Origin of the sequence: Streptomyces sp. BoleA5 (assembly GCF_000373665.1) — a bacterium.
Taxonomy (GTDB): Bacteria; Actinomycetota; Actinomycetes; order Streptomycetales; family Streptomycetaceae; genus Actinacidiphila.
On the sequence record NZ_KB892094.1, the window covers coordinates 1 to 19,002 of the forward strand.

The 19,002-nt window shown below is 71.5% G+C and carries 19 protein-coding genes and 1 tRNA gene; 11 read left to right on the forward strand and 9 right to left on the reverse strand.

The genetic code is table 11. The features are described 5' to 3' along the window. The 3 genes from B085_RS41880 to B085_RS0109505 all read left to right on the forward strand — a co-directional run. Positions 1 to 714, forward strand: a 714-nt coding sequence (locus B085_RS41880; protein WP_018558342.1) for a replication initiator, incomplete at its 5' end; no start/stop codon positions are given. Continuing rightward, positions 711 to 923, forward strand: a complete 213-nt coding sequence (locus B085_RS0109500) for an excisionase family DNA-binding protein (protein WP_018558343.1) — start codon at positions 711 to 713, stop codon at positions 921 to 923. The genes B085_RS41880 and B085_RS0109500, both read left to right, overlap by 4 nt. Beyond that, complete coding sequence (locus B085_RS0109505) at positions 923 to 2,083, forward strand: tyrosine-type recombinase/integrase (RefSeq protein ID WP_018558344.1); 1,161 nt, start codon at positions 923 to 925, stop codon at positions 2,081 to 2,083. Before B085_RS0109500 ends, B085_RS0109505 begins: the two co-directional genes overlap by 1 nt. A gap of 51 nt (positions 2,084 to 2,134) precedes the next feature. On the opposite strand, the gene B085_RS0109510 is transcribed toward B085_RS0109505, so the two are convergent. Then, positions 2,135 to 2,208 (reverse strand) — tRNA-Gly (locus B085_RS0109510). A 499-nt stretch (positions 2,209 to 2,707) separates the two neighbouring features. Between B085_RS0109510 and dcd the strand changes: the two genes are divergently transcribed. Beyond that, a complete protein-coding gene (gene dcd, locus B085_RS0109515) occupies positions 2,708 to 3,283 on the forward strand; it encodes a dCTP deaminase (RefSeq protein WP_018558345.1) in 576 nt (191 codons plus the stop codon). 4 nt (positions 3,284 to 3,287) lie between these two features. Further along, on the forward strand, positions 3,288 to 3,788 hold the full coding sequence (locus B085_RS0109520; protein WP_018558346.1) for a phosphoribosyltransferase: 501 nt from the start codon (positions 3,288 to 3,290) through the stop codon (positions 3,786 to 3,788). Positions 3,789 to 3,908: 120 nt separating this feature from the next. On the opposite strand, the gene B085_RS0109525 is transcribed toward B085_RS0109520, so the two are convergent. Beyond that, positions 3,909 to 4,766 carry a Yip1 family protein gene (locus tag B085_RS0109525; protein WP_026250852.1) on the reverse strand — a complete coding sequence of 286 codons (858 nt, stop codon included), beginning with the start codon at positions 4,764 to 4,766 and terminating at the stop codon, positions 3,909 to 3,911. 106 nt (positions 4,767 to 4,872) lie between these two features. Continuing rightward, positions 4,873 to 6,354 carry an FG-GAP and VCBS repeat-containing protein gene (locus B085_RS0109530; protein ID WP_158689701.1) on the reverse strand — a complete coding sequence of 494 codons (1,482 nt, stop codon included), beginning with the start codon at positions 6,352 to 6,354 and terminating at the stop codon, positions 4,873 to 4,875. A gap of 184 nt (positions 6,355 to 6,538) precedes the next feature. On the opposite strand from B085_RS0109530, the gene B085_RS41885 reads away from it, so the two are divergent. Further along, positions 6,539 to 7,348 (forward strand): thioredoxin domain-containing protein, encoded by an 810-nt coding sequence (locus tag B085_RS41885; protein WP_018558349.1) that lies wholly within the window; start codon positions 6,539 to 6,541, stop codon positions 7,346 to 7,348. A gap of 96 nt (positions 7,349 to 7,444) precedes the next feature. On the opposite strand, the gene B085_RS0109540 is transcribed toward B085_RS41885, so the two are convergent. Beyond that, complete coding sequence (locus tag B085_RS0109540; RefSeq protein ID WP_018558350.1) at positions 7,445 to 9,712, reverse strand: (Fe-S)-binding protein; 2,268 nt, start codon at positions 9,710 to 9,712, stop codon at positions 7,445 to 7,447. A gap of 354 nt (positions 9,713 to 10,066) precedes the next feature. Between B085_RS0109540 and dnaK the strand changes: the two genes are divergently transcribed. Genes dnaK through B085_RS0109560 form a run of 4 tightly spaced genes read left to right on the forward strand, consistent with a single transcriptional unit; the run spans position 10,067 to position 14,260 of the window. Then, positions 10,067 to 11,911, forward strand: a complete 1,845-nt coding sequence (gene dnaK / locus B085_RS0109545; RefSeq protein WP_018558351.1) for a molecular chaperone DnaK — start codon at positions 10,067 to 10,069, stop codon at positions 11,909 to 11,911. Next, the gene (gene grpE / locus B085_RS0109550; RefSeq protein WP_018558352.1) at positions 11,908 to 12,579 is read left to right on the forward strand and encodes a nucleotide exchange factor GrpE; all 672 of its coding nucleotides are present in this window, start codon (positions 11,908 to 11,910) and stop codon (positions 12,577 to 12,579) included. The genes dnaK and grpE (B085_RS0109550) overlap by 4 nt, the downstream gene beginning before the upstream one ends. A 33-nt stretch (positions 12,580 to 12,612) precedes the next feature. Then, on the forward strand, positions 12,613 to 13,791 hold the full coding sequence (gene dnaJ / locus B085_RS0109555; protein ID WP_026250853.1) for a molecular chaperone DnaJ: 1,179 nt from the start codon (positions 12,613 to 12,615) through the stop codon (positions 13,789 to 13,791). Positions 13,792 to 13,795: 4 nt separating this feature from the next. Beyond that, positions 13,796 to 14,260: a heat shock protein transcriptional repressor HspR gene (locus B085_RS0109560; RefSeq protein WP_018558354.1), complete on the forward strand. Its 465-nt coding sequence runs from the start codon at positions 13,796 to 13,798 to the stop codon at positions 14,258 to 14,260. 28 nt (positions 14,261 to 14,288) lie between these two features. Here B085_RS0109560 and B085_RS0109565 read toward each other — a convergent pair whose 3' ends face one another. Continuing rightward, positions 14,289 to 14,831 (reverse strand): hypothetical protein, encoded by a 543-nt coding sequence (locus B085_RS0109565; RefSeq protein ID WP_018558355.1) that lies wholly within the window; start codon positions 14,829 to 14,831, stop codon positions 14,289 to 14,291. Next, the gene (locus B085_RS0109570; RefSeq protein WP_106434905.1) at positions 14,828 to 15,994 is read right to left on the reverse strand and encodes an ImmA/IrrE family metallo-endopeptidase; all 1,167 of its coding nucleotides are present in this window, start codon (positions 15,992 to 15,994) and stop codon (positions 14,828 to 14,830) included. The genes B085_RS0109565 and B085_RS0109570 overlap by 4 nt, the downstream gene beginning before the upstream one ends. Positions 15,995 to 16,444: 450 nt before the next feature. Between B085_RS0109570 and B085_RS45535 the strand changes: the two genes are divergently transcribed. Further along, positions 16,445 to 16,909, forward strand: coding sequence for a hypothetical protein (locus B085_RS45535; protein ID WP_158689702.1), 465 nt, complete (start codon positions 16,445 to 16,447; stop codon positions 16,907 to 16,909). Here the strand turns inward: B085_RS45535 and B085_RS41895 are convergent. From B085_RS41895 to B085_RS0109590, 3 genes are all read right to left on the reverse strand, one after another. After that, a complete protein-coding gene (locus B085_RS41895; RefSeq protein ID WP_018558358.1) occupies positions 16,867 to 17,079 on the reverse strand; it encodes a hypothetical protein in 213 nt (70 codons plus the stop codon). The two genes, B085_RS45535 and B085_RS41895, sit on opposite strands and share 43 nt — an antisense overlap. Positions 17,080 to 17,211: 132 nt before the next feature. After that, entirely contained in the window at positions 17,212 to 17,856 is a 645-nt protein-coding gene (grpE, locus tag B085_RS0109585) for a nucleotide exchange factor GrpE (RefSeq protein WP_018558359.1), read from the reverse strand. Next, positions 17,853 to 18,992 carry a tetratricopeptide repeat protein gene (locus B085_RS0109590; protein ID WP_026250855.1) on the reverse strand — a complete coding sequence of 380 codons (1,140 nt, stop codon included), beginning with the start codon at positions 18,990 to 18,992 and terminating at the stop codon, positions 17,853 to 17,855. The genes grpE (B085_RS0109585) and B085_RS0109590 overlap by 4 nt, the downstream gene beginning before the upstream one ends. Between the last annotated feature and the right edge of the window lie 10 nt (positions 18,993 to 19,002).

Sequence of the window (19,002 nt, forward strand, 5' to 3'; positions counted from 1 at the left end):
GTCCGCTTCGACGGCCCGGACGGACCCGACTCACCGCCCCCGCCGTGGGCGACCCTCGACCTGCTCACCGACGCCATTCACGCCGCCGCACGCCGCGTCACCGTTCCCGTCCCTGCCGCTGAGAATCAGCCTGCTCGCACCCTGCGCTGGGGCACCCAGCTCGACGTGCAACCTATCCGGTCCGCCGACGCCGGTACGGACGGGGAGCTGACCGAGCAGGCTGTGGCCTCCTACGTGGCCAAGTACGCCACCAAAGCCGCCGAGACCACCGGCACCGTTGACCGCCGGGTCGGCAACCGCGAAGCCCTCGAACTCCTCGGTGTTCCCCCGCACCCGCGGCGGCTGATCGAAGCCTGCTTCGACCTCCACCGCCTCTACCCCGACCGCAAGCTCCTCGACTGGGCCCACATGCTCGGCTTCCGCGGCCACTTCTCCACCAAATCCCGCCGCTACTCCACCACCCTCGGTGCCCTGCGCCAGGTCCGCGCCGACTACCGCGCCGCCCAACAACGCCAAGCCCTCGGCCTGCCCGACCCCGACGACTCCCCGGAGGCCACCACTCTCGTCCTCGCCCACTGGGCCTACGCCGGCCACGGACACACCCCCGGCGAATCCCTCCTCGCCGCCACCATCCACCGCGACATCCAGACCAACCGCGAAACCGCCCGCGAAGCCCTGCAAGACCTCCGCGCCACGGAAGGAGACCTGCTGTGAGCGACGTTCTGCTGACCGTTGAGCAAGCCGCCGAACGCCTCGGTACGACCGCCCGCTTCCCGCGTCGGCTGATCGCCGAACGCCGCATCGCGTTCGTGAAGGTGGGGCGTCACGTGCGCATTCCGGCGGGTGCCCTGGCTACCTACATCGAGAGCAACACTGTGCAGCCCATTCGCCGGGCTCGCGCTCGCCAGGGGAGGGCTGCCTGATGGCCAACAGGAAGGGAAGGCGTCGTACCTTCGGCGCGGTCCGAAAGCTGCCCTCCGGTCGCTACCAGGTGCGCTATCCGGGCCCGGACGGCGTGATGCGGCCGGCCCCTGACACCTTCGAGACGACGCGGGACGCGGACGACTGGCTCGCGGAGAAGCAGACTGAGATCCGCCGTGGCGACTGGCAGGACCCGGATACGGGCGCGGTCAACTTCGAGGAGTACGCCCTCCGCTGGGTCAAGGAGCGTCGTCTCTCTCCGACCACCGATGAGCTGTACCGACGACTGCTCCGCCTGCACATCTTGCCCAACCTTGGGGACTTGGACCTTGATAAGATCACCGCCCCGCGCGTCCGGAGCTGGCGGTCCGAACGGCTCGACGTCACGGGTGCGGAAACCACGATCGCCAAGAGCTACCGACTGCTCAAGGCAGTGATGGAGACGGCCGTAGAGGACGAACTGATCCGGCGGAACCCCTGTCGTATTCGGGGCGCCGGCAAGGAGTCCGCGGCTGAACGGCCCGTCGCCACCGTCGACCAGGTCGACGCGCTCGCTCAGGCGCTCGGCCCGCGCTGGCGGTTGATGGTCTACCTCGCCGCCTACGGACCGCTCCGCCCGGAGGAGCAAGCGGAGCTCCGCCGCGGAGACGTCGACCTCGACACCCTGACGGTCCGGGTCCGGCAGGCCGCTCCCGAGCTGACGACCGGCAAGCGTGCCGAGGGACCCACCAAGTCCGAAGCGGGCAGGCGGCTCGTGGTCCTGCCGGCCTTCGTGCGTATCGAGCTGCGGCGGCATCTCGACTGGTACGCAGAGAAGGGCGCCGACGGGCTGCTGTTCGTGGGGGAGAAGGGCAAGCCGTTCCGCCGGTCCACCTTCGGGCGAAAGTGGCGGAAGGCCCGTGCCGTCGTCGGGCTGCCGGAGAGCTTCCGCTTCTACGATCTTCGTCACACCGGGCACACCCTGACGACCCGCTCCGGCGCCACGCTCAAGGACACGATGGTGCGTGCGGGCCAGTCGACGGAGCGGGCCGCGCTGATCTATCAGCACTCGGATCTGGAGCGGCAGAGGGAGGTCGCGGCCGGCCTGGATCGCCTGGTCCGCGAGCGGCGTGCGGCGGCAGATGACACGGCATCTGGCACGGATCTGGCACGAGACGCTTGATCCGGTCTAGACAACAAAGAAGCCCCGGGCTGCTTGCCTGGGGCTTTCTGCTGGAGCGGGTGACGGGAATCGAACCCGCGCTCTGAGCTTGGGAAGCTCATGTTCTACCATTAAACTACACCCGCGTAAGACGCCTGTTGAGGCTTCTGACCTCGCACACTGTACCCCATGCCAGGCCCCGGACGCATGCTGCCCGGGGCCTTCGTGTTGCTTCGAAAGGTGTGCGCCGGGAGGTGCGGGGGGCGTACGGTGAGGGGGACCCGAGGTGCCCGAGAGGGCGGAGTGCCGCGTGAGGCGGGGGTGGGTTCATCCCCTAATGTGGCTTTCGTCGTTGAGGTACCGGGGAGAAGGGGAGCGATGGATCGCACCGTCGTTCGTTGTGCCGAAGGGCACGTTTTCAGCACCGCTACGTTCCCGATGCAGAACCTGGGCGCCGGAAGACTCGGCCCCGGGCGGTTGATCAGGTGTCCGCGGTGTGCGCGGCTGCGCAGCGCCGTCCCCGTGGCGGCTGACATCGGGAAGTAGCAGCGGACGTCCTGACGCGCAGGTCGGGCGTGACGTGGGGGCTCCGGGCCGGGTCGGCTCGATTCGGCCCGGAGCCCCGTCCCCGCGTAACCTGCTTGCGTGCTTCTCTCTGACAAGGACATCCGGACCGAGATCGACAACGGGCGGGTCAGGATCGACCCGTACGAGCCGTCGATGGTGCAGCCGTCGAGCATCGACGTCCGGCTGGACCGCTTCTTCCGGGTGTTCGAGAACCACCGGTACCCGCACATCGACCCGGCCGTCGAGCAGCCGGACCTGACGCGGCTGGTGGAGCCGGAGAAGGACGACGCGTTCATCCTCCACCCCGGGGAGTTCGTGCTGGCCTCGACGTACGAGGTGATCTCCCTTCCGGACGACATCGCCTCGCGTCTGGAGGGCAAGTCGAGCCTCGGCCGGCTGGGGCTGCTGACGCACTCGACCGCGGGCTTCATCGACCCCGGTTTCTCCGGCCACGTGACGCTGGAGCTGTCGAACGTCGCCACGCTGCCGATCAAGCTCTGGCCGGGCATGAAGATCGGGCAGCTGTGCCTGTTCCGCCTCACCTCGGCGGCGGAGTTCCCGTACGGCTCGGACAAGTACGGCTCGCGTTACCAGGGGCAGCGGGGGCCGACGCCGTCGCGTTCCTACCTGAACTTCCACCGGACGCAGGTCTGAGCGCATGGGCGGGCCGGCGCGGGAGAACCTGACGTACGAGGCCTTCGGGCAGGCGGTGCGGGATCTGGCGCGGACGATCGCCGACGACGGATTCGCGCCGGACATCGTGCTCTCGATCGCCCGTGGCGGGGTGTTCGTGGCGGGCGGTCTCGCCTACGCGCTGGACTGCAAGAACATCCACCTCGTGAACGTGGAGTTCTACACCGGGGTCGGGACGACGCTGGACATGCCGGTGATGCTGGCTCCCGTGCCGAACGTGATCGACTTCTCGGACAAGAAGGTCCTGATCGCGGACGACGTCGCCGACACGGGCAAGACGCTCAAGCTCGTCCGGGACTTCTGCGCGGAACACGTCGCCGAGGTGCGCAGCGCGGTGATCTACGAGAAGTCGCACTCGCTCGTGAAGTGCGACTACGTCTGGAAGCGCACCGACGAGTGGATCAATTTCCCCTGGAGCGTCGACGGCCCCGTCGTCCGTCGTGAGGGTCAGATCTTCGACGCCTGACCGGCGGCGGCAAGGGCCATGGGCACCGGACGGGCGCACAGGTAAGGGGCGCCACTCAAGGAGTGGCGCCCCTTACCTGTGGTCCGTCTCGCGCGCGCCGGAGGGGCGCGGCGGACGGCCTCAGATCACCGGTAGCTTGAAGAGCACCAGCAGCGCGATCAGCTGGATCGACGCCGCGCCCAGGGCCTTGGGCCAGGGCAGGTCGTGGGACTTGGAGACCATGGAGGTCAGCAGGGCCGCGCAGCCGAGCCAGGTGGCCCAGCCGAGGAACTGGACGAAGCTGTTGGCGCTGCCCAGGAAGACGGCGAAGGCCAGTCGCGGGGCGTCCGTCAGCGAGGTGATGAGCATCGCCATGCCGACGGTGGGCGCCCAGGCTCCGTCGCCGCCGAGCTGGCGGGCGAGGGCGTTGGTGACGGCGCCGAGCATCAGGCCGCAGAGGATGACGGCGATGGCCGTGCACACCACCCACGGGACGCTGTTGGAGAGCGTGGCGTCGAGTACGTCCTCGCGGGCGCTGTCGAAGCCGAAGACGGCGAGCAGCCCGTAGAGGAAGGTGACGATGAGGGCGGGGCCCCACACCTGGTAGTCGCGCATCTGCCAGAAGGTGGCGGACGGGCGCATGACGATCCCGCTCAGCAGCGGCTTCCAGCGGAGCCGGGGGCCGGCCGGGGGCGCCGTGGTGTGGCCCGCGCGGTAGGTGGACACCTGGTCCGGCTGTGGGGACTGTGGTTCGTAGGGGTCGTAGGCGTCGGGCGCGTCGCCGATGGAGAAGGCGCGGGTGTGCCCGGGGTTGTCGTCGTACGTCGGCGTCGACGCCGCGGAGCCGAAGTACTCGGGCTCGCCCTCGGCGGCCGGCGCGAAGCCGTGGTGGGGCTGCCGCCCGCCCGGCGAGGTGTTCTGCTGCGGGTTGCCGCCGTACTGCTGATGCGGGTGCTGCACGTCCCCGTCCCGTCCGCGTCCGTTCCTGAATCCAGCCACGCTTCGAACGTACCCGGTCCCGGGGGCGGAGGACGGTGACCCCCGCCCCGGGAGGGGCTTTGCTGCCAAGCTGTGACAGATTCAGCGTCCGCCGGACGGCGGCACCTCAGGGGCAGAGCGTCGATCCGAAGGCCAGGCCGCCGGTCGGGCCGGGCAGCCCGAGGCCGGCCGCGGAGAAGGCGGCCGAACCCGCGGTGGTGATCCCGGTGGCGGTGCCGCGCAGGGTCCACACGCGGCCGCTGCCCGCGTCCTCGCCGGTGGCGGCGACGGTGAGGTCGGCGCGTCCGTCGCGGTTCAGGTCGCGCAGGAGGAGCCCGCAGCCGGTGGCGCCGCCGAAGCCGTCGCCGCGCTCGCCGCCCCCGGCCACCCCTGCGGTGTCCTGGTGGACGGCCCGGGAACCGGCCGTGGACAGGCCGGAGGGGGAGCCGAGCAGCACGGTCACGCTGCCCGCGTCGACCACGGCTCCGACGTCCTCGCCGGGCACGCCGACCGCGAGGTCCGCGCGGCCGTCGCCGGTGAGGTCCGCCGCCGCCAGGGTCAGGCCGAAGCGGTCGCCGGCCTCGTCGCTGCCGGGCACGCCCGCCGTGTTCTGGTCGAGATCGACCGGGAGCCGTGTGGCGGCGGGGCCCTGGGCACTGCCGTACAGGACGCGGACGATGCCGCCGGCACGCGTGGGAAGCGGATGCTCGGGCACCCACGGCTCCTCGGTGTCATGGGCGCCGAAGGCCGCGAGGCCGACAGCGAGGTCCGCGCGGCCGTCCCCGTCGAAGTCGCCGACCGCCAGGGACTCGCCCGTGGTCTCGCCGTACCAGGACGGTGCCCGGACCAGCCCGGCCGGGGTGCCGCGCAGGTAGGCGGTGCCGCCGCCTTCGAGGCCGTTGTACGCCACGGCCACGTCCGTGCGGCCGTCGCCGTCGATGTCGCCCGCCGCGAGGCGTATGCGCTTGACGAAGTGGGGGATGCCGTCGTCGGTGACGGTGGTGAGGGCCGCCGGTGCCCGGCCGGGGGCGAACGGGCCGAGGGCCACGGAGAGGCCGCCGCTCTCGTCGCCCCTGTTGCCGGTGACGATGTCGAGGTTCCCGTCGCCGTCGACGTCGGCCGTGGCGAGGCCGGCGAAGCCCGTGCCCTTGTAGGCGACCGACCCGGGCAGGATCGTGCCGCGGGTGAAGCCGGAGGCGCTCCCCCACAGGACGGTGATGCGGCCGGTGTCCTCCAGGGCGGACAGGTCCTCGCCGGGCGCGACGACGATCAGGTCCGCGTAGCCGTTCCTGTCGAGGTCGCCGCTGGTCAGCCGGGCCCCGAAGCGGTCGCCGGTCTCGGAGGAGCCGGGGATGCCCGCGGTGGACTGGCTGACGGTGGTGCGGGCCGAGGTGCGGGGGCCGTTCGCGGAGCCGGGGATCACGGCGATGTACCCGGCGGCCTTCTTGCCGGCCGCGGTGCCGTCCGGCACGCCGATCGCGAGGTCGGGGTGGCCGTCGCCGTTGAAGTCGTACGGCTTGGCGGGTGACGCCGCCACGGCGGTCTGTGAGGGCAGGGCGAGACAGGCCGCCGTCGCGGTGAGGGCAAGGGCGAGGACGCGGACACGCACGGCGGCTCCCATCGGGTGAGGAACTGGTGACTGTGTGACACCGCGGGTGGCCGGAAGGTTGTGTCCGGGTGCATCCGGGGTGAACGTCCTCGGGGGCGCCGGACGGCCGGTGCGCGGTTGGGCATGCGGGCCCGCGAAGGCCTACCGTTCGGGGCGTAGCGGATCGAAGGGACGGGAAGTGCCGATGGTTGTCAGGGCCGTACGGAATGCCGCGCGCGGGACCGCGCGCACCTCAGCGCGGGCCGCGGCGGGCGCGGCGGTCGCGGGGCTGGTGGCCCTGGCGGTGACGGGCTGCGGGCTGCTGACCACCGACTCCGGTTCCCCGCACGCTCCGGCGGCCGCGAGTTCCCCCGCCTCGTCCTCCGCCGTGGGCGACGTGCCGGTGAAGGCGGACCCCGCGGTGCTGGCCGCGCTGCCCGCGCGCCTGGAGTCGGACGGGACGACGATCACGGTGGGCGACCCGGCGGCGCCGAGGACCGTCCACATCTACGAGGACCCGCGCTGCCCGATCTGCAAGGCGTTCGAGGCGTCCGCCGGGCCCCAGTTGGCGGCGCTGGCGAAGGCCGGTGAGGTCAAGCTGCAGTACACCCTGGCCTCGTTCCTGGACGAGAACCTCAAGGGCAGCGGTTCCAAGAAGGCCGCGGGCGCCCTGCGCGCGTCCGTGGAGGCGGGCACCGGCGCCTTCGCGACGTACCACGAGCTGCTCTACGCCAACCAGCCGCAGGAGCAGGTGGACGGTTTCACCGACGCGTACCTGCTGGAACTCGCCGGAAAGGTGAAGGGGTTGCGCGGGGCGGCCTTCGACTCCGCGGTGCGCGAGCAGTCCCACGCGGACTTCGTGACCGCGTCCGAGGACGCCTTCGTCAAGAGCGGTGCCACGGGCACCCCTTACGTGAAGATCGACGGTAAGGCGGTGTCCCAGGCCGACCTGCAGAAGCTGTTCGACCCGGTCTCCTTCGCGGCGCTGCTGCGGCAGTCCGGCATCGGCGGCTGAGGACGCCGGGGAGCGGGAGGAGCACACGAACGCCGGTGGGCGCGTACGGGATCCGTACGCGCCCACCGGCGTTCCCACGTGCGTCCGCGGGAGGTGCTACGTCGCGGGCTCCGGCTGCGGCTCGTCCGCCGTCTCCGGCTCGCCGTCGGGGTCGAGCGGGGTCCTCACGGAGTCGAGCAGCAGCTGGGAGACGTCGACGACCTGGAGCGACTCCTTGGCCTTGCCCTCGTTCTTCCGGCCGTTGACGGAGTCGGAGAGCATCACCAGGCAGAACGGGCACGCGGTGGAGACGATGTCCGGGTCGAGGGACAGCGCCTCGTCGACGCGCTCGTTGTTGATGCGTTTGCCGATCCGCTCCTCCATCCACATGCGGGCGCCGCCGGCGCCGCAGCAGAAGCCGCGCTCCTTGTGGCGGTGCATCTCCTCGTTCCGCAGGCCCGGCACCTTGGCGATGATCTCGCGCGGCGGCGTGTAGACCTTGTTGTGGCGGCCCAGGTAGCAGGGGTCGTGGTAGGTGATGATGCCCTCGACCGGGGTGACGGGGACGAGCTTGCCCTCGTCGACCAGGTGCTGGAGCAGCTGGGTGTGGTGGATGACCTCGTACTCGCCGCCGAGCTGCGGGTACTCGTTCGCCAGGGTGTTGAAGCAGTGCGGGCAGGTGGCGACGATCTTCTTCTGCGCCTTGGGCTTCCTGGTGCTCTCGTCCTCGTCGTCCTCGCCGAAGGCCATGTTCAGCATGGCGACGTTCTCGGCGCCCAGCTGCTGGAAGAGGAACTCGTTGCCCAGGCGGCGGGCGGAGTCACCGGTGCAGTTCTCCTCGCCGCCCATGATCGCGAACTTGACGCCCGCGATGTGGAGCAGCTCGGCGAAGGCCTTGGTGGTCTTCTTGGCGCGGTCCTCCAGGGAGCCGGCGCAGCCGACCCAGTACAGGTACTCCACCTCGGTGAGGTCCTCGATGTCCTCGCCTACGACGGGGACCTCGAAATCGACCTCCTTGACCCAGGCGAGCCGCTGCTTCTTGGGCAGGCCCCAGGGGTTGCCCTTCTTCTCCAGGTTCTTGAGCATCGTGCCCGCCTCGGACGGGAACGAGGACTCGATCATGACCTGGTAGCGGCGCATGTCGACGATGTGGTCGATGTGCTCGATGTCCACCGGGCACTGCTCGACGCAGGCGCCGCAGGTGGTGCAGGACCACAGGACGTCCGGGTCGATGACGCCGTTCTCCTCGGCGGTGCCGATCAGCGGGCGCTCGGCCTCGGCGAGGGCGGCTGCGGGGACGCCGGCGAGCTGCTCCTCGCCCGCCTTCTCCTCGCCCTCCGCGGTCTTGCCGCCGCCGGCGAGCAGGTAGGGCGCCTTGGCGTGCGCGTGGTCGCGCAGCGACATGATCAGCAGCTTCGGGGAGAGCGGCTTGCCGGTGTTCCAGGCGGGGCACTGCGACTGGCAGCGGCCGCACTCGGTGCAGGTGGAGAAGTCGAGGATGCCCTTCCAGGAGAACTGCTCCACCTGGCTGACGCCGAAGACGTCGTCCTCGCCCGGGTCCTCGAAGTCGATCGGCTTGCCGCCGGAGGCCATCGGCAGCAGGGCGCCGAGCGCCACGGCGCCGTCGGCGTTCCGCTTGAACCAGATGTTGGGGAAGGCCAGGAAGCGGTGCCAGGCGACGCCCATGTCGGTCCTGAGCGAGACCACGATCATCCAGACGAAGGACGTCCCGATCTTGATCATCGCGGTCAGGTAGACGAGGTTCTGCAGCGTGCCGACGCTCAGCCCCCTGAAGGCCGCGACCAGCGGGTACGACGCGAAGTAGGCGGCCTCGTAGCCGTGCACCCCCGCCAGGGCGCCCTCCAGGCCGCGCAGGGTCATGATCGCGAGGCCGATGATGAGGATGACGGACTCGACGAAGTAGGCCTGGCCGGTGTTGGAGCCCGCGAAGCGGGACTTGCGGCCGGCCCGGCCCGGCCGGGACAGCTGGCGGATCGTGATCAGCGTGAGGATGCCGAGCGTGGTCATCAGGCCGATGAACTCGACGAACACCTCGTACGGCAGCCAGTGGCCGATGACCGGCAGCACCCACTCGGCCTCGAAGAGCTGGCCGAAGGCGTTCACCAGGGTGAGCACGAGCGAGAAGAAGCCGACGGCGACGAACCAGTGCGCGACGCCGACCACGCCCCAGCGGTTCATACGGGTGTGGCCGAGGAACTCCCGGACCACCGTGACGGTGCGCGCCCGCCAGTCGTCCGTGCGGGTGCCCGCGGGGACGTCCTGGCCGAGGCGTACGAACCGGTAGATCTGGGCGATGGCGCGGCTGAACAGCGCAACGCCGACCACGGCGAGTACCAGCGACACGATGATCGCGGCGAGTTGCATTTCGGGGCTCCTCGGACCTGCGAGAGGGGAGGCTCGGGGCTGTGCCCGGCTGAATACTAAGCAGTAACTTATGTGGTTCTCCTGAGACTACCCAGTATCGGCGTGCGTGCGCAGCCGCGCCGCCGGTGATCTGTGTCGCTGAGGGGCGCCTCTCCTCGGCCCCGCCGGGGCTGTGGGGCCTCCGGAGTCCGTGGAGGCGCACGAAGGGACCCTGCGGTCGCTCGCCGTGGCCGCCCGTGCGCGGAGGGGTGGCCCATAAGTTGAGTCGCCACGACTCAGGTCTGTTGACAGGAACGGAGGTGTGGGGCACCCTTGAGCCAGTTCCACTCAAGTAGGCAGCTGGAGGGTTCCACCATGGCACGTGCGGTCGGCATCGACCTGGGCACGACTAACTCCGTCGTCAGCGTTCTCGAAGGCGGCGAGCCCACCGTCATCACCAACGCCGAGGGCGCCAGGACCACGCCGTCCGTCGTCGCCTTCGCCAAGAACGGCGAGGTGCTCGTCGGCGAGGTCGCCAAGCGCCAGGCCGTCACCAACGTCGACAGGACCGTCCGGTCGGTCAAGCGCCACATGGGCACCGACTGGAAGATCAACCTGGACGGCAAGGACTTCAACCCGCAGCAGATGAGCGCCTTCATCCTGCAGAAGCTGAAGCGGGACGCCGAGGCGTACCTGGGCGAGAAGGTGACCGACGCGGTCATCACCGTCCCGGCGTACTTCAACGACTCGGAACGCCAGGCCACCAAGGAGGCCGGCGAGATCGCGGGCCTGAACGTCCTGCGCATCGTCAACGAGCCCACGGCCGCCGCCCTGGCGTACGGCCTGGACAAGGACGACCAGACCATCCTCGTCTTCGACCTCGGTGGCGGCACCTTCGACGTCTCGCTGCTGGAGATCGGCGACGGCGTCGTCGAGGTGAAGGCCACCAACGGCGACAACCACCTCGGTGGTGACGACTGGGACCAGCGCATCGTCGACTACCTGGTGAAGCAGTTCGCCTCGGGTCACGGCGTGGACCTGTCGAAGGACAAGATGGCGCTGCAGCGTCTGCGCGAGGCCGCCGAGAAGGCGAAGATCGAGCTGTCCTCGTCCACCGAGACCTCGATCAACCTGCCTTACATCACGGCGTCCGCCGAGGGCCCGCTGCACCTGGACGAGAAGCTCACCCGGGCCCAGTTCCAGCAGCTGTCCACGGACCTGCTGGAGCGCTGCAAGATCCCGTTCCACAACGTGATCAAGGACGCGGGCATCCAGCTCTCCGAGATCGACCACGTCGTCCTCGTCGGCGGCTCGACGCGTATGCCCGCCGTCGCCGAGCTCGTCAAGGAGCTGACCGGCGGTCAGGACGCCAACAAGGGCGTCAACCCGGACGAGGTCGTCGCCATCGGCGCCGCGCTCCAGGCCGGTGTGCTCAAGGGCGAGGTCAAGGACGTCCTGCTCCTCGACGTGACCCCGCTGTCCCTCGGCATCGAGACCAAGGGCGGCATCATGACCAAGCTGATCGAGCGCAACACCACGATCCCGACCAAGCGCTCGGAGATCTTCACCACGGCCGAGGACAACCAGCCGTCGGTGCAGATCCAGGTCTACCAGGGCGAGCGCGAGATCGCGGCGTACAACAAGAAGCTCGGCATGTTCGAGCTGACCGGTCTCCCGCCGGCCCCGCGCGGCATCCCGCAGATCGAGGTCGCCTTCGACATCGACGCCAACGGCATCATGCACGTCTCCGCCAAGGACCTCGGTACCGGCAAGGAGCAGCGCATGACGGTCACCGGTGGCTCGGCGCTGCCGAAGGACGACATCGACCGCATGATGCGCGAGGCCGAGCAGTACGCGGAGGAGGACCACAAGCGCCGCGAGTCCGCCGAGACCCGCAACCAGGCCGAGCAGCTCGTCTACCAGACCGAGAAGTTCCTCAAGGACAACGAGGAGAAGGTCCCCGGTGACGTCAAGACCGAGGTCGAGGCGGCCGTCGCGGACCTGAAGGAGAAGCTGAAGGGCGAGGACTCCGCCGCCATCCGCGAGGCGACCGAGAAGGTCGCCGCCACCTCGCAGAAGCTGGGCCAGGCGCTGTACGCCAACGCCCAGGCCGAGGGCGGCGCGACCGGTGCCGCCGGTGCCGAGGGCGGGGCCCAGGCCGACGACGACGTCGTCGACGCCGAGATCGTCGACGAGGACAAGAAGGACGGTGCCGCGTGACGGAGGAGACCCCGGGCTTCGAGGAGGAGCCTGTCGTCCCCTCTGCCGAGGCCGGTTCCACCTCGCCGGGGGAGTCCCCCGGCGAGGCGGGGCCCGGCGCCGGACCCGCCGACCAGGCGGGCCCGGCGGGCCCGGCCGGGGACGCGAACGTCAACGTCGCTCTGCAGGCGCAGCTGGACCAGGTGCGGACGGCGCTCGGTGAGCGCACGGCGGACCTCCAGCGGCTCCAGGCGGAGTACCAGAACTACCGCCGCCGGGTGGAGCGGGACCGCATCGCGGTCCGCGAGATCGCGGTCGCGAACCTGCTCACCGAGTTGCTCCCGGTGCTCGACGACATCGGTCGCGCCCGGGACCACAAGGAACTGGTCGGTGGCTTCAAGTCGGTCGGCGAGTCGCTGGAGACGGTGGCCGCGAAGCTGGGCCTGCAGCAGTTCGGCAAGGAGGGCGAGCCCTTCGACCCGCTGGTGCACGAGGCCCTGATGCACAGTTATTCGCCGGATGTCACGCAGACCACCTGCGTGCAGATCCTGCAGCCCGGGTATCGCATCGGTGAACGCACCATCCGCCCCGCGCGGGTGGCCGTCGCCGAGCCCCAGCCCGGCACGCAGGGCCCGCAGAAGGACGATGACACGGCGGACGAGGAGAACGGTGGCCCCGAACAGGGCTGACGTAGGTCATGTGAGGAAGGAGGGACGCCGGGGATGAGCATCAGCAGGGATTTGTTCGAGAAGGATCTCTACAAGGTCCTCGGCGTCCCGAAGGACGCCACCGAGGCGGAGATCAAGAAGGCGTACCGGAAGCTCGCCCGCGAGTTCCACCCGGACGCCAACAAGGGCGACGCCAAGGCCGAGGAGCGCTTCAAGGAGATCTCCGAGGCCAACGACGTCCTGTCGGACGCCAAGCGCCGCAAGGAGTACGACGAGGGCCGCGCCCTCTTCGGCAACGGCGGCTTCCGCGCCGGCCCGGCCGGCGCGGGCGGGTTCGGCTTCGACCTCGGTGACCTCTTCGGCGGTGCCCCCGGTGGCACGGCCCCCCAGGGCGGCGGCTTCGGCGGCGGCCTCGGGGACGTGTTCGGCGGGTTGTTCAACCGCGGCGGCGCCACCACCCGTACCCAGCCGCGGCGCGGCCAGGACATCGAGACCGAGGTGACGCTGAAGTTCACCGAGGCCGTGGACGGCGCCACCGTTCCGCTGAAGATGACCAGCCAGGCCCCCTGCAAGGCCTGTTCCGGCACCGGCGACAAGAACGGCACGCCCAGGGTGTGCCCGACCTGCGTCGGCACGGGCCAGGTCTCGCGCGGCGGCAGCGGCAGCTTCTCGCTCACCGACCCGTGCACCGACTGCAAGGGCCGCGGCCTGATCGCGCAGGACCCCTGCGAGGTCTGCAACGGCAGCGGCCGGGCCCGTTCGGCGCGCACCATGCAGGTGCGCATCCCGGCCGGCGTCACCGACGGGCAGCGCATCCGGCTGCGCGGCAAGGGCGCGCCGGGTGAGCGCGGGGGCCCGGCCGGCGACCTCTACGTCACCGTGCACGTCGACGCGCACCCGGTGTTCGGCCGCAAGGCCGACAACCTCACCGTCACCGTGCCCGTCACCTTCGTGGAGGCGGCGCTGGGCGGGGAGATCAAGGTCCCGACGCTCGGCGGTCCCCCCGTGACCCTGAAGCTGCCCCCGGGCACGCCCAACGGGCGTACGCTGCGGGCCCGCGGCAAGGGCGCGGTCCGCAAGGACGGCACCCGCGGGGACCTGCTGGTCTCGATCGAGGTCGCCGTCCCGGCGGCCACCGAGGGCAAGGCGCTGGACGCCCTTGAGGCGTACCGGGAGGCGACCGCGGACACCGACCCGCGGGCAGAGCTGTTCCAGGCCGCGAAGGGAGTCTGACTTGATGAACACGAGCGGCGGCATGCGTGGTGGGCGGGGTCGCAACCCGTACGAGCTGACCGACGAATCCCCCGTCTACGTCATCTCGGTGGCGGCCCAGCTCTCGGGGCTGCACCCGCAGACGCTGCGCCAGTACGACCGTCTCGGACTGGTCTCGCCCGACCGTACGGCCGGGCGGGGACGCCGTTACTCCGCTCGTGACATCGAACTCCTGCGCGAGGTCCAGCGCCTCTCCCAGGACGAGGGCATCAACCTGGCCGGCATCAAGCGCATCATCGAACTGGAGAACCAGGTGGCGGCCCTGCAGTCGCGGGTGGCCGAGCTCTCCGCGGCACTCGAGGGCGCGGCGGTGGCCATGCAGCAGCGCGAGGCCGCCGTCCACGCCTCGTACCGGCGCGACCTGGTGCCCTACCAGGACGTCCAGCAGACCTCCGCGCTGGTGGTGTGGCGGCCCAAGCGGCCGGAGTGAGCGGCGGCCGCTCATGGGGCGACACGGCCTAGGGGAGCAGGTCGGCGGGGCCGCGCGAGACGTGGTGCAGATGACGCCCCGAGGCGACCATCGCCTCCAGCAGGCGGTGGCCCTCCGCCGCGGGCACGAACCCCTCGGCGCAGGCCTGACGCATCAGGTCGAAGGTCTCCTTGGTGGTGATGCCGCGCCGTCGCGCGAAGTCGCGGGCCGAGCGGTCGTCGGTGATCCAGACCGCGCCCCGGAACTCGCGGCGGCGGGTGATCAGCACACATGTCTCGGCCTCGCCGAGGTGCTTGGTCGGCTGGTGGGACGAGCCGCCGAAGGCGGCCCGGCGCAACCGGTCGACCTCCCGCAACTCGGCGCCGTCGGTGATCTCCACGGGCTCGCCGAGCCATCCGGCCTCCCCGAGACCGGCCAGCCGCGGCAGGAAGCGCGCGGAGCGGGCGGCCTCCCAGGCCACGGCCTGGGTCCAGCGGCCGCGGCCGTCCAGCACCTTCTCCAGCAGGAGCAGCCGGTCGACGGCCGCGAAGTTGCACAGGACGGTGTTGTCGGGGAACCACCACGTGGTCATGGCTGGAAGACCGGATCCCCTTCTTCCGCGTCCTGCTGCTCGACGCCGTTGCCCGGGGGCGGTTCGGGCGCGAGGAGATCGTGCAGCCGCTCCACGTCCGTGTCCAGAAGCGCGGCGAGCGGGCGCAGGGTCGTCTCCCCCGCCAGGTAGGCCTTGTACAACTCCGAGGCGATACGGGGCGGGAAACGCTCCGCCGAGGCCCGCGAGGCCTGCTTCTGGTAGGCGTCACCGGCGCCGGCGAGCAGGTGGCAGGCCTCCGTGGTGAGGGCGCGCAGCCGCTTGCGGTGGGCGGCGTCGACGAGCCCCAGCTGGTGCAGCCGGGCCGCGAGCGCGCTCGGCGAGACCCGGAAGCGGACGACCAGGCGCTGGAAGCCGGCGTCCGAGAGTCCGCCCCCGGCCGCCTCCTTCGCCGCGGCCCGCGTCAACTCCCGGGCGGGCATCAGCAGATGCGAGGCGAAGACGTTGGCCCTCACCTCGGCCAGGTCCTTCTGCCTGCCGGGGGCGACCCGGGACTCCACGACCACGCTCCGCGCGTCCTTGGCGAGGATGTGGCAGAGCTCGTGGGCCAGGGTGAAGCGCTGCCGTGTCCACAGGTCGGTGGGCGCGAGGAGGACCAGGCGGAAGGAGTCGGCCTGCCACGCCAGACCGTCCACACCCTGGGGAAGCGCGGTGAGGGCGACGTCCACGCCGAAGCGGTCCTCCATCGCCGCGATCAGCTCGTCCGTGCCCAGCTCCGCAGCCGGCAGCAGCTCCAGCACCCCGGCCGCCAGCCGCTCGCCCTGCGCCGCGTACCGGTCCGCCGTCGCGTCCACCTCGGGTACGGGCGGCAACTGCGCGGCACGACCGAGCAGTTCCAGCACCTCGTAGGCGGCGGCGAACCGCGCCGCGACCTCCTGCGCCCCCGCCGGGTCGGCGGCGGTGTCGCCGCGCGTACGGGCCGCGAGCGCGGGGCGCAGCGGCTCGGTGCCGGTCAGCAGCCAGTCCACGGTCGTGCCGCCCGCCTCGGCGATCAGCGCCAGGTCGAGCGAGGTGAAGCGGCGCACGCCGCTCAGCGACTTCGACAGCTTGTCGGGCGTGAGCCCCACCGACCGGGCGAAAGCGGCCTTGGTCATCGCCGCCGCGTCCATCACGGTGCGTACGCGTTCGATGACAAACGGGTCCATGCCTACAGAGTAAGGCGGGCCTTGCGAAAATCGCAAGGCCTGGCTTTTCCCGGTCGTCCTGGGACGTCACGGCGTCAGGATCGCGTGGCCCCCGCCGGGCAGCGACTCCGTGCCGTCCGCGTACACGGCGCGCACCCCGTAGAAGTGGGTGGTGCCGCGGGCGGCGGTGGTGTCGGTCCAGGCGGTGCCGGTGACGGCTCCGGGGTGACGCTCTCGTAGCGGCCGGTGTCGCGGTCCCAGCGGTGGACGAGGTAACCGACGGCGTCGGCCACGTCGTTCCATCCCTGAGGAGCCGAATCCTGGCAGGCCCCGAGGACCCGTGCCAAGTCGATTCGGTTGCTCGTGATCAGGCCGTGCCGCGCGGTGCCGGCCCGGTCCCGCGTCCGCCGAAAAGGTGGGCTCCCGTGGCGGGGCGGGCGTGTGGGGCGCGTGGTGGGGAAGACGCTCCGTATGCCGCATAAGGGCGTCGGAGCGGGGATCGTGGCGGGACTGGCCGTGGGAATGGTGGCCGGTGCGATGCCGCTCGGCGCGAGCTGGGGCGCCGAGGGCCTGGACGTGGGGCTGGCGACCGTGGCGATGTGGGCCGGGCTGCGGCTGGCCGCGCGGCGGCAGGGGCCGTGGTGGATCGCCGGCCTGATGGCGTTGGTCCTGGTGAGCGTGGGCGTCGCGGCGTACGGCGACGTGGGCGTGCCGCGGTACGCGGGGCTGGTGCCGGTCCCGGTGGTGGCGGCTCTGCTGGTGGTGGGCGGCGCAGGGTCCGTGTGGGCGCGGCGCCGGGGGATCGGCGTCGCGGGTGCGGCGGCCGGGGCGGGGGCCCTGGTGGCGACCGCGTGGCTGCCGGTGTGGGTGGCGGCCGCGATGTGGGCGGCGGCTCAGGCGGGTTCGACGTCGCGGACCTCACTGCCGACGAGGTAGTCCTCGGGCTGCAGCGGCATCCGTTCGCGTTCGGGGCTGTTCCGGTACCGGGTGTCGCCCGCGGCGAAGCCGTCCTCGCCGTCGTAGGCGATCAGCCAGACGAACCGGCTGTGTCCGCGGTCCACCCAGGCCTGGCCGATCTCGAAGCCGTGAGCACGGCGCGGCGGCACGATCTCCGCGTGCCACAGGCCGAGTCAGGCGTCGAGCATCTCCGGCTGGTGTACGTCCGCAGCTGAGTGGTCCTGGGCAATGCGGGGCTCCCTCGGGTGCTCGGCCCGGTGCTCGCTGCTCGTTCCCCCCGGTTACGCGGGCGCGTGCACGCGGACCTGCTGGGGGCGGACGACGCGGTCCCCCATGCGGTAGCCGTGCCGTACGACCTCGGCGACGTCCCCGGCGAGCTCCGGGCGGGGCGCGGGGACGGTGCCCACGGCCTCCTGGAGGGCGGGGTCGAAGCGCCCGGCGGTGACCGGGATCCTGGTCATGCCGTACTTCTCCAGGAGTGTCAGCAGCTCGGCGCCGACCGAGTCGGCGAAGCCGCCGTCGACGCCGAGGTGGCGGTCGACGCGGTCCAGGAGCAGGACGAGGTCGTAGAGGAGCGGCTGCGCCAGCCGGCCCTCGGCGGCCCTGCGGGTGTGGTCGAGTTCGGCGCGCAGCTCGTCCAGACCGCGCCGCCCCTCGCGGTCGTTGAGCAGCCGGCGGCGGAACTGGTCGCCGAGCGCGGCCATCTCCTCGCGCAGCCCGTCGACGGCGTCGGCCACCACCGCGAACGGGTCGGACGCGGGCTCGTCCGCGCCCTGCGGGACGGAGTCCGCGGCGGTCTCCTCCCGCGGTGCCGGCGGCACCGGCGGTGCGGGGGGCGGCGGCATCTCCGGCAGGGGCGGTGCCCCCGGCGGAGCCACGGGCGGCACGGGCGGGACCAGCGACGGCTGCGGCGGCGGGATGCTCATGCGCGGCTCCAGGACTGCTGCGGCGGGGTGAGGAGGTTCCGGGGGAGCGAGGCGCGGGTGTGCCACCAGCGCGGCCGGAAGCCGATCCACGCGACGAGTGCGAGGGCGGCGAGCGCCACGAAGACGACATAGGGCCTGGCCGGCGTGAGCGGCACCACGGCGGCCGGGACGAGGACCCAGAGCATGCTCTTGTGCCACCGCCAGGTCTTGCCCAGCGACTCGGCGGCCAGTCCCCGGTAGAACTCCAGCCGCCCCACCAGGTCCGGGTCCGCCGGGCGTACGGCCAGGCCCTGGTCGACGCAGTGCAGGATGCGCCGGGCGGCCTCCTCGGAGGCGACGACCAGCCGGCGGCTGACCGGGTGCGTGATCATCGCGCCCTCGGCGCGCAGCGACCAGATGCGGCTGATCTGGTCGCGCAGCCCGGTGTGGCCGGGGCTGTGCGCGAGGGCCTTCTCGTACCAGGTCAGCGCCTCGTCGAAGCGGGAGGAGGCGTACAGGCCGTCACCGATGGCGAGCTCGGTCGCGAGGTCGCCCGGGGACAGCTCGTCGGCCTTCATGTACCAGGTCAGGGCCGTGTGGTGGTCGCCGAGCGCGGTGTGGACGTTTCCGATCAGGACGTGGTTCGCGGCGTCGTCCGGGGCCAGCTGGAGCGCCCTGCGGTGCTCCTGGAGGGCGTCCTGGTACGCGCCGAGGTCCTGGTGGACGGCGCCCAGCAGCCGCCAGGCGTAGGCGTTGCGGTCGTCGTGGTGCACGGCCTGCCGCAACTCGTACTCGGCGGCCTGGAGGTCGCCGTCGGCGATGTTCCGCTCGGCGATGCCCACCCAGTCGCGTACGGTGCCGCCGGGGGCGGGCCGGGGGGCCCTGGGCTCCCGGGGCTCCGGCGCCTTCTTGCGGGAGCGTGCCAGCCGCTGGTCGTACAGGGCGCGCGCGGAGGGGTCGGTGAGCGCCTTGCGGGCCTCCAGCACGCGCCGCACCTTGTCCTCGGCCTCGCGGCGCTTGTCGGAGGTGGGGGCCTTGCTCGCCTTCCCCGCCCAGCTGCGGTGCTCGCGGTCGAGTTTCCTGCCGATCTCCTCGGCACTGTCGCCGGTGCCGATGCCGAACTCGGCGTAGTAGTCGGGCACGTCCGTCGTGGTCATGGCGTGTCGG

Coding starts and splice junctions, on each gene's coding strand:
- B085_RS0109505 (WP_018558344.1), top strand. CDS start 923: ATGGCCAACAGGAAGGGAAGGCGTCGTACCTTCGGCGCGGTCCGAAAG.
- B085_RS0109520 (WP_018558346.1), top strand. CDS start 3,288: ATGGGCGGGCCGGCGCGGGAGAACCTGACGTACGAGGCCTTCGGGCAG.
- B085_RS41885 (WP_018558349.1), top strand. CDS start 6,539: ATGGTTGTCAGGGCCGTACGGAATGCCGCGCGCGGGACCGCGCGCACC.
- B085_RS0109540 (WP_018558350.1), bottom strand. CDS start 9,712: ATGCAACTCGCCGCGATCATCGTGTCGCTGGTACTCGCCGTGGTCGGC.
- dnaK (WP_018558351.1), top strand. CDS start 10,067: ATGGCACGTGCGGTCGGCATCGACCTGGGCACGACTAACTCCGTCGTC.
- dnaJ (WP_026250853.1), top strand. CDS start 12,613: ATGAGCATCAGCAGGGATTTGTTCGAGAAGGATCTCTACAAGGTCCTC.
- B085_RS0109560 (WP_018558354.1), top strand. CDS start 13,796: ATGAACACGAGCGGCGGCATGCGTGGTGGGCGGGGTCGCAACCCGTAC.
- B085_RS0109565 (WP_018558355.1), bottom strand. CDS start 14,831: ATGACCACGTGGTGGTTCCCCGACAACACCGTCCTGTGCAACTTCGCG.
- B085_RS0109570 (WP_106434905.1), bottom strand. CDS start 15,994: ATGGACCCGTTTGTCATCGAACGCGTACGCACCGTGATGGACGCGGCG.
- B085_RS45535 (WP_158689702.1), top strand. CDS start 16,445: ATGCCGCATAAGGGCGTCGGAGCGGGGATCGTGGCGGGACTGGCCGTG.
- grpE (WP_018558359.1), bottom strand. CDS start 17,856: ATGAGCATCCCGCCGCCGCAGCCGTCGCTGGTCCCGCCCGTGCCGCCC.
- B085_RS0109590 (WP_026250855.1), bottom strand. CDS start 18,992: ATGACCACGACGGACGTGCCCGACTACTACGCCGAGTTCGGCATCGGC.